The sequence below is a fragment of the Bacteroides faecis MAJ27 genome, from assembly GCF_900106755.1.
Classification (GTDB): Bacteria; Bacteroidota; Bacteroidia; order Bacteroidales; family Bacteroidaceae; genus Bacteroides; species Bacteroides faecis.
This window is the reverse complement of the sequence record NZ_FNNN01000009.1, coordinates 157,843-175,324: the sequence shown is the minus strand read 5'-3', so window position 1 is coordinate 175,324 and position 17,482 is coordinate 157,843. Positions and strand designations below refer to the sequence as shown.

Below are 17,482 nucleotides of genomic sequence, written 5' to 3'. Positions count from 1 at the left end.
AGTGTATGACAAAGATATATGTTTTTGGGGAATAATATGGAAAAACGGAAATAAATAAAAGAAGTCCGATATTTAGAATGGCTTTTTTGTGTTTGGTTGAATAATGTTTTCAAGATGTTGTCTACCATTATTCATAGCGCATTTATCTCTTTCGTAAAGCAATGCTTTGTATCTTCAAAAGCTATGCTTTATGGTTGCTAAAGCATAGCTTTAGATAACCGTACGTCAGATGTTACGAGCATCGCTTTCACCTTCACTTTTTCCTCCCAACCTCTTATCCATCAGTGGTCTCGGGTGAAGGGGCGGCTATTCACCTAGTGAGTGGAGAAAACATTGTAAATGTTTGAAATAAACTATTCAATGATTTGAAATAAACATTGGGAAGAAAAAAATAATCTATTAGCATCTTTCGATTAGGTTATAGCTAATACGAATATCATTATAGCAAAAACAAATTAGCTTATAGCAAAGTGAACGATTTCTTTATGGTCCAATATGAAAATTGGATGAAGGATCGGTGAAGGGCGATGTGTTTCACCCGTTATCGCTTATGGATAAAAGGTTTCGAAGAAAAGGTGAAGGATATCCACCTATTTGAAAACTTATAGTGTGACGTGTAAAAGCATCTGTCTTTGATGGGAAGGGTTTCGTGCCAGCGTAAGAAGTTACGTAGGTTCTCTTTGGCAATGATCATGGTACAGCACACGGTACTTTTCTTTGTGTTATGACTGTAAAGAGATGTATTGACGTCTATAACATTTCCTATTTTTAAGGAAATATTAATTCGTTTGTTTCCTGTATTTTAGGAAATAAAATATGGGATTCTAAATATAATATCTTTTAGTGCACAACTTAATCTCCTTTAGTGAATAAATTAATTCGTCCGCCTATAGGCAAAGTTGCGTTTGCCTATAGGCAACCTTTCGTCCGGCTATAGGCGGACGGAAAGATGCCTATAGCCGGACGAATTAATTTATGAATGCGCAGACGTTATTTTCTATAGAGAAAACTATTATTCTATTATGCCGTTGTTATTAAGGTTTTGAAGGTTTCGTATAATCTTTTTTATCTCTTCTTTTACTATTCTTAACTCCGAAAGTTTCGTAACGATAAAGAAACCATCTACTTTTACCCCCGATTTTGTGAAGAATTGAAGGAATCTTCGTCTAATAAACTAAAAACTAAAACATTTGGGGCATGAAACACAGACTATTGCTACTATTACTATTCGTGTTCACCGCAGTGATGACAGGGTGGGCACAAAATTCTGCGACTCCCTCGTATATCATTAAAGGTGTACTTTTAGATTCACTGACTCAGGAAGGAGAACCTTACGCAACCATTAAGATTACTAAAAAGGGTGCTCCGGACAAAGCTATCAAGATGGCGGTGACCGGTGCCAGCGGTAAGTTTCAGGAGAAACTGAATGCAGCGGCAGGAGATTATGTGATTACTATTTCTTCCATCGGTAAGGCAGTTATCACCCGAGAGTTTACGTTGAAGCCGTCGGTTAAAGTCATTGATCTGGGAACGATGCTTTCGGCTGAGGCTACCAATGAACTGAAGGGAGTGGAAGTTGTGGCGCAAAAACCTTTGGTTAAGGTAGATGTAGACAAGATAGAGTATAACATTGAAGACGATCCCGATTCGAAGTCGAACAGCATACTGGAGATGCTTCGGAAAGTGCCTTTGGTGACGGTGGACGGAGAAGATAATATACAGGTGAACGGTAGCAGCAGCTTTAAGGTGCACGTCAATGGAAAGCCCAATAACATGATGAGCAACAATCCGAAAGAAGTGCTGAAAAGCATGCCTGCCAATTCCATTAAATATATTGAGGTGATAACTTCGCCGGGTGCCAAGTATGACGCCGAAGGAGTGGGAGGTATTCTGAATATCGTGACAGTAGGCGGTGGATTCGAAGGATACACAGCAACCTTCCGGGCGAATGCCAGCAATTATGGCGCCGGTGCCGGTGGCTATGCAATGGTCAAGCAGGGTAAAATGACCGTCTCTGCCAATTATAACTATAACTACAATGACAGGCCGCGCGGCTATTCGGATAGCTATCGCGAAAATTACGAGTCGGAAACGGAAAAGTATCTTGAATCAAATAGCAGTTCCAAGTCGAAAGGCAACTTCCAGTATGGAAATCTGGAAGCCAGTTATGAAATCGATACACTAAGACTGCTGACGGTAGCTTTGGGAATGTATGGCAGCAACAGTAAGAATTATGGTGATGGCTTTACCAACATGTACGGCGCTAACCATGAGGATATAGCCTACAGCTATCGGATGGACAATCATGGAAAAGGTTCCTGGTACTCCATTAATGGAAACATAGACTATCAGCGTACCTCCAGAAAGAACAAGCAGCGGATGATCACTTTCTCTTATAAGATTAATACACAACCTCAGACAAGCAATTCTTATAATACCTATAAGGATATTTATCCCGAAGATGAGATGGAGGAACTCGTCAAGCGGCTGCTGTTGAGAAATTATCATTCGGACGGAAAGACCAATACAATGGAACAAACGTTTCAGGTGGACTATACCACGCCGATTGGTAAGTTGCATACTATCGAGGCGGGTGCGAAATATATTTTCCGCCGCAATACCAGCGACAATAAACTTTATGAAGCGTCCGGAGGAAGCGAGGATTATTTATACAATGAAGACCGCAGTAGCGACTATCGCCATTTGAATCATATTTTGGCGGCTTATCTCGGATATACACTGAAATACAAAGATTTCACTTTCAAACCGGGTATGCGGTATGAGCAAACCATACAGCGCGTGAAGTATATTGTTGGTCCGGGTGAGAATTTCCATACGAACTTTAGTGACCTCGTACCTTCTGTTTCACTGGGTATGAAACTGGGCAAGACTCAAAATATACGGGCGGGTTATAATATGCGTATCTGGCGTCCGGGCATCTGGAATCTGAATCCTTATTTTAATAATCAGAATCCGATGTTTATCACTCAGGGAAATTCGGACTTGAAGAGTGAGAAAAGTCATTCGTTTGACTTGTCTTATAGTAATTTTGGGGCGAAGTTCAATGTCAATCTGTCGTTACGGCATTCGTTCAATAATAACAGCATAGAGAATATAAGCCGGTTGATTACCGAACCGGGAGGAGAGATGTTTGACGATAATCCGGAACATGTGGCACCGGAAGGAGCTTTGTACAGTACGTATGCCAATATAGGAAAGAGCCGGAATACGGGATTAAGCTTTTACCTTAACTGGAACGCATCGCCTAAAACACGCTTGTACGTCAACGGACGCGGAAGTTATAGCGACCTGAAAAGTGAGGCGCAGGGATTGCATAATTATGGATGGAACGGTTCTTTCTATGGCGGTGTCCAGCACACTCTTCCATTGAAGATACGGTTAAGTCTGAATGGTGGCGGTAGTACTCCGTACATTAACCTGCAGGGAAAAGGTTCCGGTTATTATTATTATGGTTTGGGGATCAGCCGTTCTTTCATGAAAGAAGAACGTTTGAGCCTGAACTTGTACTGCAATAATATATTTGAGAAGTACAGAAGCTATAACAATCATACGGAGGGCGTAAACTTCCTGTCGAAGAGTAGCAGTAAATGGCCGAGCCGCAGCTTTGGATTTAGTATCAGCTACCGGATTGGCGAACTGAAAGCCAGTGTGAAGAAAGCAGCCCGAAGCATCAATAACGATGACGTGAAAGGCGGCGGAGAAGGTGGAAGTACCGGTGGCGGAGGTGGTCAGTAGACCACCCTCACCTTCAATTCATAAGATAAGCCGGGGAAATCCGGCTTTATTATTTGATGTCTGTTTCATTACTTTAAAGAGAACAAAATATTAGTGTTAGTGAAACGTCAGCCGGCTGAGCCCGATCTTCATTTTTGATTTGCTTTCTTCTGACTGGCGGTGTATAGGCGACTCCAATAAAGAGAAATCGATAGGGAAAGGAGCTGCCATTAATACGAAATTCTCAGTTGACATCCTGCTGAACTCAATGGTTTGTTGCGGGAATGAAACCGTGCTTTCGGCAGGAAGCAGGTAGTTGGCAAAATGACCTTGCTTGTCCGGCTGGAGTACCAGATAAGTATTCAGGGAACTGTCTATATTCAGCACATTGACGAACAGCGTGACAAGGGAATGATTGGTGGCCCGTACGTAATAAGGATTCTTCAGGTTGGAACCGTCCGGTTTCAGAACCGAGCCGTCCTGATGTGAAACCAGTTCGAAAGTCAGCAGATAATTACTTTTCTGTGAAGGATCTTTCTGTACAAAGACTTCTTGCAGGGTTTCGTTGCCCGATACTTGCAGGCAAGCGCACATTGCCTGGATAAACTGTTGGTTTTCTTCTTCTCCTCTGTATCCTGTGGTGGTCACTTTGCCCAGTTTCCGGTTTGGCGCTGTGTCGTCGGTATTGCTGAAAAGCTGGTCCTTGATATATCGGAGATAGTTGGCAGACAGGCGAAGTACAGAAGGTTTCATGTCGTGAATATATTCCTTGACCGTCCATGTACCGGTACGGTTCAGGCTATACAGCAATTTGGCATCCTCATTCAGAAGAGTTAACTGGCTTTCTTTGCCTATCGTTATTGTTTGCAGCGGAAACAATTTCTGTTTGGGCTGTATGGGGTGTCCTGCCGATTTTACACTGCCCGCAACGGAGTAGACAATGTACGAATCTCCTCCCTGTTGCGCTGTGGCCGGAGAAAGGATAGCGATCAGAAGAAAAACTGCTGTCAGGATTATTTTCATTGGATGCCTGTTAATAAGTAAATAATGGGAATTCCTCATTCCAGCCGTCAAATCCGGGGATCTGTTTCCGGTTATTGTCGCCTTTAATAATTTCCTTCATTCGCTTGCGCAGGAAATTCATGAGCTCGACGGTGGTCAGTGCCTTTTGTCCTTCTGCCTTTGCTTTCCCTTCGAATGCTTCGATCAGTGCTTTGGTGAAAGCACCGTTTTTCCACTCCGGCAACTCGTTGGAAACGGTATCATCCTCGCTCGATGCATAAATATATCTTCCCGGTTTGGCACGGTTCATCTCCGAAACAACCTTCTGCATATCCAGCGAAGACACACTCCGGCGTCCCTGTAACAGTGCCCCGGAATAGCAGGCATCGGCAAATACAACTACCTTGCCACGTATATCGTCCAGATAGCCCGAGAATCTGTCGGCATCGATGCAGGAACTGCGGATCATTTCTATATTCGCATCGACCGGTGCCAGATAGAATCGGTCTTTGTTATCTTTTAGTCCGTGTCCGGCGAAGAAGATGAAAGTAAAGTCGGTACTTTCTGCCCTTGCCGCCAACTGACACAATTCGTCTTCAATCTTCTGGCGGGTAGCTTCCTTGTCTGAGAGCTTGGTCACATAAATGTTTTCGTAAGGCGCATGCTTTTTCTTCTCCACCACCCGAACGAAGTCATTCATGTCTTTCACCGCCATTTTCAACGGAGGGTGAATCTGATCGTAATCATTGATTCCGATAGCCAGCACGTAAAGATTAGGCCGTATCAGGTTTTCTTTCGATTTGTCCCATTTGAGCCGGAGGAATTCCGTTTCACTCCATCCCGTATTATTACGGGCGGAGATGGATATGCTGCTATCGTCTTTGGGCAGAGTCACCGTCACGCTTCGTCCCTTTTTTACGACACGCGCTGTCGGCTGTATCTCACCGTTGACTGTGACCTTTACTTCTTTTACCGGATTGTCCGGCGGAGTATCTACGCTGTAACGGATTTCCAGTTGAGTTTCACTGAAATAAGGGAAACCTTCCGGCGGAATAATTTTCACGACCGGTGAGGCCGGTGTGACAGGGGCTTCACCGGTAACGAAAGAAGCCGGTATCGGACTTTCGTTTTGAGCAAAGGTCGGCTTTTTCGACATAGCATTGATTCTGTCCAGTTCTTTTTGTACATCTGCGCCTTTTTTCCGGGCACGGGTATAAAGAACTTTGGCTTTTTGCAGCCACGACATCGCTGTATCATAGTCTTGGGCAATGCCTTTGCCTATATAGTAACAATATCCTAAATTCACCATTCCATCCGGATTGTCCTGTGCTGCGGCCCTCTGATACCATGCCAGGGCGTACATATCGCTCTGATCCACACCTTTTCCCGAAAAATAACAGTTACCTAAACAGTTCTGCGCTGTGGCATCTCCTCTCTCGGCAGCCTTGCGATACCAACTGGCAGCCTGTGTATAATCCTGCTTGGCCCAGTATTCGGAGGCTTTGCTCATTATCTGTGCAGTGGTTGGTGTTTGTTGCGCTATTGCTGAAGCGAGAACCGTGCAAAGTAACCATAATATGCATACTGTTTTTTTCATAAGTAAAGTGTTTTTTCCGGGTGTTTCAACTTCTTTTTCTCTTGCAGCCATAGCAGCCAGCCCACATAGAACGAAAGCGCATTACCTGTCAGTACGATGCCGGTGAATGCATATATAAGACTAATGCTGTAGTGGAAGAAATGATTGACTATCAGATTGATAAATACCAATAGTATAGTTACCAGAATAGCGGAAAGGGTAATACGGATATTATCTGTTTTCTCGTATTTGATGTGCAGGTAACTGCATGTCACTACAAAGCAATAGGTCAGTAGAAAGCCTAACACTACTCCCAGCCAGACCGGCATCTCAGTAATTTCCCGATGGTGGATAAGGGTATGTGCAGAGAGTGCCACAATTTCCGGTCCGCTAAGGTCTCCTACAGGTGTCAGATGCAAATCTTCCTTGCCCGAAGCGATGCCTATCACTACTATTTTATCTTTGAAACGGTCGGCGAAAAGGGAAATATCGGTGGGGAGTACTTTGCGAATGTGTACGTCCGAATAATTGATCAGTTGCTCAGCATCCTTCTCATAACGGAGGCTTGGCTGGTAAGCAAGTGCGATTTGTAAGGGGAGCGAACGAAGCGTATCGTCTTCGTTGGTGACTGTGGTGGTATAGGTTCGCAGGCACTTGCTGTATGTGTTGTTCATCGTTGTATTGGTATATCCTTCACGAAGTTGCGGTAGGGCAGGGGTGAAGAAGGAAGAGAGCACGTTGTTGTCGTCTGATACTTCGGAGGCCGTTACAATTGTAGCCGGAATGGTATCGAGTGTCTGCATCAGGATTAGATTGTCTTCAGAACGGTCATCGTCCGGAAACATGATATCCAGTGCGATCACTTTAGGAGAAGTAGCAGCTACTTCGGCAATTGTCTCTGCTATGGCTTTGCGGTTGCGGATGGAGGTTACGTCTACCACAAAGATCTCATTGCTTTCCGGCATTGAATTCCTGTTTGACAGGCGGAGGAAGAGATCGGACAGGCGGAAATCTTCGAATGCACGGGTTACCGGATCGAAGAAAGAGGTGTTCAGCGGAATATAGATCACCAAAAATGAGAAAAGGAAAATCCCTAATGTAATGTAGAGGTGGCTTCGGTGTAGCCAGAAGCGAAAACTCCAGAACTTATGTTTCATGGCAGTACCTCCTTCTTTGCTCCAGTTTTAGGTGTCGGACAGGTGCAGATACAGACAATACCTTCAGGTAATTGTTGCCATCCAATTCGGAAATTCTTCAGTGAGAGATCTGTCTTAGAAGTGAAAGCGTCGATAAGGGCGTGCATTGATTTATTGCCATCGGGCGAGGCATCATTGGGGACATAGGATTTGATAGTTGAACTTACTTCTGCCTGAATCATCGAAGCAGTTTCTATCAAAACAGTAACCAATGCGTCGGAACAAGCTGCGATACCGTCTTTAGATTCTCCCATACCAGTGGAACAAATTTGTTCTGCAATATTTTCTTTGACTGTACCATAAATTCCGGCTTCTATGATTAACTGTCCTTTTGTAATACCTGTGCAATATAAAGGAAAAGGAACTCCTTCCGATGTTCCACTAAGTTTTGAAATACTATTGAATATCGATTCAATCTCTTCTTTTTCATTCGATTTTGTAGAACTAGATATCACGCTTGCGACAGATACTACTTTATTGCAAAGTGGAATTTGCGTGAGGGCTCCTATCCACGCCCGTCCAAAGGAATGCTGCAAATCATAAGAAAACTTCAGGCCCATTTTCTCTTTGTTCGCTTGTGGAGGGTATTCTGCATAGCGATAACTGGTTTTGCCGGGTAATACGTTTTCCCCTACTTTTACTGTGATCTCTTCTTTACCGTTATTCTTGTTGTAAACGACAGATTCACTGTAGGAATGGTGTCCCAACGTAGTTGCGATGAGGCTGCTTACCAGACAGGAATCAATCCCGGAGGAATGGTTTTTCTTGCTGACGTCCCTGCTGAAAATGATTTTATTATTGGATTTACCTTGTTTTACCCGACATAGTACAAAGTATTCTCCGGATGGGTGTGCGTATAATTTCTCTAGTGCGCATTCAAAACCTGACAATTCCAGTCGTGCTGCTTCCAGACGTCGGGTGGATTCTTTTTTTCCTTCTACATCTATTTCTGAAGTAGTAATGGTTTTGAAAGGTAAACCTTGGGTCAGACAAAAGTTCAGTACGGCACGTGTCTGGGCTTGTAGCAAGGCCAGACCGGCATCATCCATGACTTCGGATACTCCCAAATAAAGACCTTCCTGATTTTCGAATACCCAGGGAGGCAGTCGTCTTTTGCTGCACAGACGCGTACAGAAAAAGAGAAATATACGAATAGACACAAGAAAAGTGATAACCTCATAATTATTTGTCAGCAGTATTAAAGTCTTGAACTTTTCTGCAATATTCGCTAAAAAATAGAACATGAGCAAAAAATATGCTAATAATTTGGAAAGCAGTACTTTCTAAGTTCTTAGAAAGGGACGTGTTTATAGACAAGGAGGATGTGTCAGATTTAGACACATCCTCCTTGAGAGCGGGGAGTTGAGATGCTTTGAGGCAACTCTTGAAAATTAGATGATGGTTGGTTTCTTTATTTCTGCCTTACATCCTGCTTGTTGGTATTAAAACCTAGCTTGGTAAGTCCTGCCTGTACGTCGGGATGGCTCATAAAGAGTTTCCATAGCAGCCCTGTGCGGTAATTTTCAATCATGACTGCGATAGGCCCTTGGTCAATGGCAAGATAACGTTGTGGATACCAGTTGTCCGTTTCGCTGAAAGCATCGTAGAATCCGAAAGGACCGAAGACTTTATCACCCATGTTGTATAGGTAGCGCATCACTTGCATCGAGTATTCCGGAGTATAGACGATGGACGAAAGGGCGGCGGTAGGGGAGATCACCCCTTTGTCATCCTGTTCGTTCGGTGAGTGAGCGGCATAGCCGTCAACGGAGTAGCTGGCTGTCAATCCCCAGCAGTCCGGTCCGAAACCTTTGTAATGCTTGGGATTACGGATGCAGTAAGCACGATTCACGAGTGTCAGGTTCCTCATCTCGTGGAAGTAGCTCGGACAATATTCATCTTTTAATCCTACCGGATCGAGCCCCAGGAAAGAATACTGTGCCCAGAAAAGCGGGCCGGCTTCTGTACCCTGGTAGCGAAGATGCAACTCGATACCTTCCACTTTATGCGGAGAGACGATAGCCCCATTCTGCGCCCAGCCATCGTGATAGACGGCTGCCGGAACTCCGTGGGTAGGAGAGGCTGCGGCGAGGATATACATAATCATACATTCGTTATAGCCATGTATCGGGAAATCCATTTCCCAACCGTATGTGGGGCTCCAGTGCCAATATAACACGTTTTGTCCCCCCTTACGATACCAGTTCCAGTCGACGTCCCGCCAAATTTGGTCGATACGTTGGGCCAGAGCTTTTTCTTTCTCGTTGCCATTGATATAATACTGGTGTACGGCAAGCAGACCTTGTATCAGGAAAGCGGTTTCTACCAGGTCGCCTCCATTATCTTTCTGACCGAAAGGTTTCACCTTTCCCGTATCGCCATACCACCAGTGCGGATATGCTCCGTGAAAGCGGTCTGCTTTTTCGAGGAAGGAAACGATACGTTCCATTCGTGCCAGACCTTCTTCGCGGGTGACGTAGCCACGGTCTATTCCGGCAAGAATAGCCATAATACCGAAACCACTGCCGCCCGAAGTAACTACATTGGCGTCGTTTTGCGGATATACCCCGTCTACATGATACCGTTCGGGCGCAAGCCCGCTGTTGGGTTCGGCACCCTCCCAAAAGTAGAGAAAGGTGCGACGCTGAACGGTGTCCATCAGGGCGTCATCCGAAAGTTCGGAACTGGCGGTGGTTTGTCCGCCAGTCTTGTTCTTACACGCTCCTGCCGTCATTATGAGGCAGAAAAGCGCAATATAGAGAGATAGTTTTTTCATTGATTGTGGATTTAAATGAGAGAATAAGATTTAGGCACGGATTACACGGATTTCACGGTTTTAAGAGATTGCGCAGTTAAAGACCGTGTGAATCCGTGTAATCCGTGCCTATTGTACGATTTTTATTTTAGCGTGAATCGTGCGGATTTCACGTCCCGGCTGTTTGTTCCGATCATTACTTCAAACTCACCCGGTTCTGCTACCAGTTGCAGGTCGTAGTTGTAATACCTCAGCATTTCCGGTGCAATCTTGAACCGTACAATCTCTGACTGTCCCGGTTCGAGGAATATCTTCTGAAAGCCTTTCAGTTCTTTCACCGGACGGGTGGTACTGCCGACAAGATCCCGAATGTAGAGTTGCACTACTTCTGATCCCGGCCATGTCCCGGTATTGGTTACCATTACTGCTGCCGTCAGCTCTCCCGTCATATCGATGGTAGAACGGCTCAGGTCGATATCCCCGTAGGAGAAGGTCGTGTAAGAAAGTCCGTATCCGAATGGATAAAGCGGTTCGTTGTCTACATCCAGATAATTGCTGCGGAACTTTTCGAACCATTTGCCTTGTGCCAGCGGACGTCCTGTATTCTTATGCGCATAATACAGCGGAATCTGACCGACATTCTTCGGGAAGCTCATGGTCAGTTTTCCACCCGGATTGACATATCCGAAGAGCGCGTCGCCAATGGCATAAGCAGCTTCGCTGCCTCCGAACCATACATTCAGAATGGCGGGTACATGCTCCTGCTCCCAAGTCAGTGTCAGCGGACGGCCTGTAAATAATACCAATACAACGGGTTTCCCGGTTTTCAGCAATTCCTTCAACAGGTTTTGCTGTACATCCGGAATGTTCAGGTCGGTACGGCTGCTGCTTTCTCCGCTCATTTCGGATGACTCTCCGAGGGCGGCGATGATGATATCCGACTGGTTGGCTACTGTCAATGCTTCATCCAGCAGTTGCTGGTCTGTCCGGTTATCACGGTTCAGCGAACGTCCGAACATGGTGGCACGTTCTTCGTAGGATGCGTCACTGATCAGATTGCTGCCTTTGGCATAAAGAATATTGGCTTTTCCGGCAGTCATTTCTTTCAGTCCTTCTACCAACGACGGACACCGGTCGAGTACGGCAGCTACGCTCCATGTACCGGGCATGTTTGTCCGGCTGTCGGCGAGCGGGCCTATCACGGCGATGTTACCTTTCGGATTGAAGGGAAGAAGAGGTTCCGCAGGAGTTCCCGGAATGAGTGTCACGTCGTCGTTCTTTAAAAGCACAAAACTTTCTGCGGCAATTCTGCGGGCAGCGTCGCGATGCGCTTTCGTAAAGATGTCACGTGCAGGACGTTTCGGGTCGCAATATTTGTAGGGGTTGTCAAATAATCCCAGTTTGTATTTAGCTTCCAGAATACGGCGGCAGGCGGTATTCAGTGTTGCCATAGAAACCTTGCCTTCCTGAACAGACTTTTTGAGTGTGCCGACAAAGCCCTCGCTTACCATATCCATGTCTACTCCGGCATTGATGGCACGTGCGGAAACTGTTTGCAGGTCGCCTATACCGTGGTCGATCATTTCAGAGATTCCGGTGTAGTCGGTTACTACAAATCCGTTGAAGCCCCACTGACCACGCAGTACGTCTGTCATCAGCCACTTGTTGGCGGTAGCAGGCACACCGTCTACTTCGTTGAACGATGCCATCACACTTCCTACACCGGCTTCAACAGCAGCTTCGTAGGGCAGCATGTATTCATTGAACATCCGCTGGCGGCTCATGTCTACCGTGTTGTAGTCGCGTCCGCCTTCCCCTGCGCCATACAGTGCAAAGTGTTTTACGCAGGCCATGATTTCGTCATTCCGCTGCATATTCTTTCCCTGATAACCGAGTATCATTGCTTCGGCAATCATTGCTCCGAGAAACGGGTCTTCACCGCTGCCTTCGGAAACACGTCCCCAACGTGGGTCGCGTGAGATGTCCACCATCGGGCTGAATGTCCATGAGATACCGTCGGCACTGGCCTCTATGGCTGCAATGCGTGCCGATTCTTCAATGGCGGTCATATCCCAGGTACAGGACAGTCCTAACGGAATGGGGAACATTGTTTCGTATCCGTGGATGACATCCATACCAAACAGCAAGGGGATACCCAGACGGGATTGTTCTACTGCCTGTTTCTGTACATCACGTATTTTCTCTACTCCTTTCAGATTGAACAGGCCGCCCACTTCGCCCCGTTTTATTTTGGCGGCGATGTCACTGCTTTTGGCTTGTCCTGTAGTGATCTCTCCTGCGACGGGGAGGTTCAGTTGCCCTATCTTTTCTTCCACAGTCATCTTCTTCATCAGTGCGTCGATGAAACGGTCCATGTCCTGCGGCGATTTCTGCGCTGCCGCACTCAGGAAGCCGGCAGTGAGCAGTAGAAATGAAAAAAATATTTTCTTATTTATCATATCGTTTTATCTGTTTAATTTTTAAGCACGGATTACACGGATTAACACGGTTTTCAATAGCCTGTCTAATCTCTTAAAGCCGTGAAATCCGTGTAATCCGTGCCTAAATTTATTATTTCATATTATATTAATAATCCGGATTCTGTACCAGCACTCCCTTTGACTTGTCAATCTCTGATTGAGGCAAAGGCAATAAGGCATTCTTGGCCTGATAGTTTACTTTTCCGGCGGCGTGCAATACATCCGCAGCGATTCCCCAACGTACAAGGTCATAGAAACGGTCGAACTCAAGTCCGAGTTCCACGCGGCGTTCGTGGCGGATGGCTTCCCGCAATTCTCCCTGATCGGTGGTTGTTACTTTCGGCAATATATTCGTATTGCTGCCTCTGGCACGTGCGCGTACCATTTCCAGATAATCTATTGCTTCTCCGGGGATATTCTTTTCGTTGGCAGCTTCGGCAGCCATCAATACTACGTCCGAATACCGGATCAGACGGATATTTACCCAGAAACCTTTGTTGGTGTATTCTTTACGCAGGGCAGGGTCCGTATAGGCTTTCTTGTTGAAGTAAGCTCCCATAGCCGGAGAAACGGGTGACTCACCATAAGGCTCGTTGGTGTTTTCCGGAGTAATAGGCTCATCGTCCGATTTACGGAAGTAGAGCAGCGTAGCGTTCTTACGAGGGTCTCCTGCTTCGTAGGCGTCTGCCATAAACTGGGTGGCCATGTGCCATCCCCATCCTAAGTCCCACTGACCGGCTCCGCGTATGCCTTGCACTTCGCAGAACTGACTGCCGATCACTTCACTTTGCGGGAGAGCGGCTGTGGCTGTACATTGCAGTTCGAATATGGAACCTCCGCTATTCTCACCGTCATCGGTAAATATTTCATTATAGGGTGTTTTCAGATTATATAAACCTTTATTGATAACGTCGGTAGAAGCTGTGTACATATTGTTCCAGTCGTTGCGCATCATATAGGTACGGGCATGAAGTGAACGGGCGGCCCCCCAGGTCAGTCGTCCGGTATATTCGGTACTCCATGTTTCGGGCAATGACTCTTCCGCTGTTTTCAGGTCGGTATCAATCTGCTCGTAGATTTTATCAGCAGTCGTTTTCGGAATGTTGGCTTCCGAAGCGTCGTTGATTTTGTAAGTCACCAGAGGTACTTCGCCAAAGGCTCTTACCAGATTGAAGTAACAGTAAGCACGGAAGAAAGAAGCCTCTCCTTTGTTGATGATGTCTTCGGCTTCCGTTTGTCCGGCAGTTTCTTTCTCGGCAATGGCATCGAGGATATCATTACATTGGTAGATGACGGCGTAATTCTGTCCCCAGTAAGCCCCTAACAGACCGTTGGTTGGAGTGTACAGAAAGTCATCGTACATTTCGGCTACGTCCGATCCGTCGCTCGGAATACTTCCCTTCTCGGAATCTTCGGAACGCAGACAATGGATGGCAAGGGCGGGGGTGCCGGCAGTGATGTTGAAGTTACGCATCATGGTATAGACATTATAGATTTTACCGTTGACCAATGCGTTGGGATTGTCGTCTTCGGTAAATTGTCCCTGCGGACTCCGGTCCAGAAAGTCGCTGCAACTGCTTATTAGCAAGGCAGAAGCGGCAATGAAAGTGGAAAAAAGATATTTATTTAGTTTCATACCATTATTGTTTTAAAGATCAAAAAGTTAGGTTGATACCGAAGGTGTAGACGGCGGGTACGGGGTAACTGCCATTGTCTACTCCGAAGGCGGTAGCGCTGCCACCCAGTTCCGGGGTGTAGCCGGTGTTATGCTTCCATGTCTTCAGGTTTTGTATGTTGACATAGACTTTCAGTGCCTGCAGGCGTATCTTGGCAAGCAAAGACTTGTCGAATGAGTAGGCAAGCTGCACGTTACGGATGCGGAAGAAACTTCCGTCTTCGATGTAATAATCCGAATTTAACGTGTTGATGGAATGTTTGGAGTTCAGCAATGGCTGGCTGTTGGAAGTGCCTTCTCCGTGCCAGCGGTCCATGCGTTGTGCCAGATAGTTGAACTGTGCAAAGTTGTAATTGTCCCAGGTACGGAAAATCTCGTTACCATGCTGTCCCATCATGTCGATACCCAGTGACCAGTTCTTATACGTTAGTCCGAGCGAAAGGCCATAGGTGAAATCCGGTGTCGGGTTACCTATCATTGTACGGTCTTCCGAGGTAATCTTGCCGTCTCTGTTCACGTCGGCGAACTTCAGGTCACCGGGAGTGACTGTGGCAAGGGTGTTTTCGGGCGATGCGTCGATGTCGGCTTGCGACTGGTAGACGCCTGCTACTTTGTAACCATAGAAGTATCCGATAGGGTAGCCTGCCATGGTGTAACTCTGCTGTTTATCTCCGGCAATGATGGAGTATCCATCCTGAACGAGGCTCTTCACCTTATTCTTGATGGTGGTCAGGTTGGCACTGACAGAGTATCCCCAGTCACCGATCTGGTCACGCCAGCTGGCTGCCATTTCAACACCCATGTTCTGGATTTCTCCCAAGTTGCCGATGCCGGGCACTGTTCCGGAGATACCGGGCACTTCGGCTAGCAGGTCTTTTGTCCTTTTCTTATAATATACTCCTTCAAAATGCAGGCGGTTGCGCAGCACGTTCGTTTCGAAACCAGCTTCCCAGGCTTCTACTTTTTCCCAACGCAGATTAGGGTTAGGCAGATAGGCGAGCTGGTATCCGGGGTAAATAATGGATGGCTTGCCGAAAACTGCTGAGTAAGCATTTGTCAATAGAGGTTCGGCGGGGTAGGCTTTGTCCAGATTCTGGTTACCTAACGTACCGTAAGATGCCTTGAGTTTCAACATGTCGAGCCATTTGATATCTTTCATAAACTCTTCTTCGGTCATCAGCCAGCCACCACCTAATGAGAAGAAGTTCTGCCACTCATTGCCTGTGTAGGAGAAGGCGGAAGAACCGTCCCGGCGGAACGAACCGTTGAACAGGTATTTCCCTTTATAGTTGTAGATCACACGTGCCAGCATGGATACCGTACTCCGCTCCCATTGGGTACTTCCGTTGGTAGCTGTTGCGGCATCACCGATACTGACAAACCATTTGTCCGGATCGTCAGGAATAACCAGACCGACACCTTGTTTGCGTGCTCCGTCCAGTCGGCTCAGCGAATTGTAATAAGTGGTGAAACCGGCTGTAGCAGTCAGGTTGTGATTGCCATTGTCAAAGCTGTTGGTATAGGTCAGCAGATAGTCGCTCTGTACTTTCGTTTCATTTTCCTTGAACTGGCTGACTTCCGTTTTGCCGGTTCCCAGTGTCACGACATCTCCTGCAGCTGTATCGTCGTACACTTTCATGATAGGCAGATAAGTACGTCCGTTGTTGGAAGCATAGTCCATAGAGAACATCGCTTTGAAGGTGAAATGTTTCAGAAAGTCCACTTCACCATAGATATTACCCGATGCCCGGTAGTTTTCGGCTTTGGTCGTATTGGCTTTCAGCTCGACGTCTACCATCGGATTGTTGATCTGTGCTTTCTGAAATTCGGGTAGAACGCTGTATAAGCCGTATTCCTTATTGTATACCGGTGCGATAGGAGTGGCACGGAGAGCCCCCAATACCTGCTTGGAATCAGCAGGTAGCGTACGTGCCCCATTGAACTGGAAGCCGACTTTCAGAAAGTCCGTGATTTTGTAGTCATTACTTGCATTGATGGTCACTTTGCTGAACTTCTCATGCTTGATGTTTCCTTGTTCGTGAGAGTAACCTACACCCAGATAGAAGCTGTGCTTCGGAGAAGCTCCGGTAATGCTGATATTATTGTTGGTGATGAAGGCAGTCTGAAAAATCTCATCCTGCCAGTTGGTATTTGCATTCCAGCCGCTAAAGTCGAACGGATCGTCTTTTTGATTGGCGAGCTGTTCGCTGTACAGTTCCCTGAATTGCGGACCGTTAACCATGTCCACTTTATCTACTACTTTCTTGAAACCGAAGGAGGTATTGATGTTTACCAGAGTCTGTCCTTCTTTGGCTTTCTTGGTGGTGATGATAATGACACCATTCGCACCGCGCACACCGAAGATGGCAAGTGATGACGGGTCTTTCAGGATTTCCATAGACTCGATATCTTCCGGATTGAGGAAGTTGATGTTGTCATTGAATAATCCGTCTACAACATACAACGGTTTGTATCCGTTGATGGAGTTTGTACCACGGATACGGATTTCGGGGTCGGCACCGGCATGTCCGGAGTTTACGATTTGTACACCTGCCACTTTACCCTGTAGGGAAGATAATGGATTCGTCGCAGGTTTATTGGCTATTTCCTCTCCTTTGATGTTAGTGATAGAACCTGTCAAATCTCTTTTCTTGGCACTACCGTATCCGATAACTACTGTTTCGGCTAGCATCTGCGAGTCTTCTTTCAGCGTGACGTTGATCACATTCTGCGTTCCGACTTTGACGCTTTGTGCGTTCATTCCTACATAAGAGAATACCAGTACGTCTTCCGGTGTGACGGAGATTGAATACTTACCGTCCATATCGGTGATGGTTCCGGTGGAAGTTCCTTGTACGAGCACCGATGCACCGATCAGCGGTTCATTGGTGGCATCTGTTACCGTACCAGTCACAGTCTTTGTCTGTGCAAAGGCAGATGCGGAGGTCAGCAACAAGCAAGTGAGCGCCACTATGCTCTTAAACCAGATGGTTTTCTTTTGAAGATCTTGTAAAAGTCTAGTCCTCATTGCATTAAATTTTTCCATTCGTTATTATTTAGGTT

Annotated in this window: 9 protein-coding genes; 1 reads left to right on the top strand and 8 read right to left on the bottom strand. The window is 46.3% G+C overall.

The features are described from left to right. The first annotated feature begins 1,197 nt into the window (after positions 1-1,197). Positions 1,198-3,756, top strand: a complete 2,559-nt coding sequence (locus BLW31_RS10175; RefSeq protein ID WP_010536273.1) for a TonB-dependent receptor — start codon at positions 1,198-1,200, stop codon at positions 3,754-3,756. Between the two features lie 96 nt (positions 3,757-3,852). Here BLW31_RS10175 and BLW31_RS10170 read toward each other — a convergent pair whose 3' ends face one another. The 8 genes from BLW31_RS10170 to BLW31_RS10135 form a co-directional block, all read right to left on the bottom strand. Further along, the gene (locus tag BLW31_RS10170) at positions 3,853-4,758 is read right to left on the bottom strand and encodes a hypothetical protein (protein WP_010536274.1); all 906 of its coding nucleotides are present in this window, start codon (positions 4,756-4,758) and stop codon (positions 3,853-3,855) included. A gap of 10 nt (positions 4,759-4,768) precedes the next feature. Further along, on the bottom strand, positions 4,769-6,334 hold the full coding sequence (locus BLW31_RS10165) for a caspase family protein (RefSeq protein ID WP_010536275.1): 1,566 nt from the start codon (positions 6,332-6,334) through the stop codon (positions 4,769-4,771). After that, on the bottom strand, positions 6,331-7,470 hold the full coding sequence (locus tag BLW31_RS10160) for a CHASE2 domain-containing protein (RefSeq protein ID WP_010536276.1): 1,140 nt from the start codon (positions 7,468-7,470) through the stop codon (positions 6,331-6,333). Before BLW31_RS10160 ends, BLW31_RS10165 begins: the two co-directional genes overlap by 4 nt. Beyond that, positions 7,467-8,753: a hypothetical protein gene (locus BLW31_RS10155; protein WP_029425233.1), complete on the bottom strand. Its 1,287-nt coding sequence runs from the start codon at positions 8,751-8,753 to the stop codon at positions 7,467-7,469. Before BLW31_RS10155 ends, BLW31_RS10160 begins: the two co-directional genes overlap by 4 nt. 167 nt (positions 8,754-8,920) lie before the next feature. Continuing rightward, complete coding sequence (locus tag BLW31_RS10150; protein ID WP_372450267.1) at positions 8,921-10,243, bottom strand: glucoamylase family protein; 1,323 nt, start codon at positions 10,241-10,243, stop codon at positions 8,921-8,923. 164 nt (positions 10,244-10,407) lie between these two features. After that, on the bottom strand, positions 10,408-12,723 hold the full coding sequence (gene bglX / locus BLW31_RS10145; RefSeq protein ID WP_010536278.1) for a beta-glucosidase BglX: 2,316 nt from the start codon (positions 12,721-12,723) through the stop codon (positions 10,408-10,410). A gap of 127 nt (positions 12,724-12,850) precedes the next feature. Continuing rightward, a complete protein-coding gene (locus BLW31_RS10140) occupies positions 12,851-14,380 on the bottom strand; it encodes a RagB/SusD family nutrient uptake outer membrane protein (RefSeq protein WP_010536279.1) in 1,530 nt (509 codons plus the stop codon). Positions 14,381-14,399: 19 nt separating this feature from the next. Then, entirely contained in the window at positions 14,400-17,465 is a 3,066-nt protein-coding gene (locus BLW31_RS10135; RefSeq protein WP_010536280.1) for a SusC/RagA family TonB-linked outer membrane protein, read from the bottom strand. Positions 17,466-17,482 lie beyond the last annotated feature (17 nt).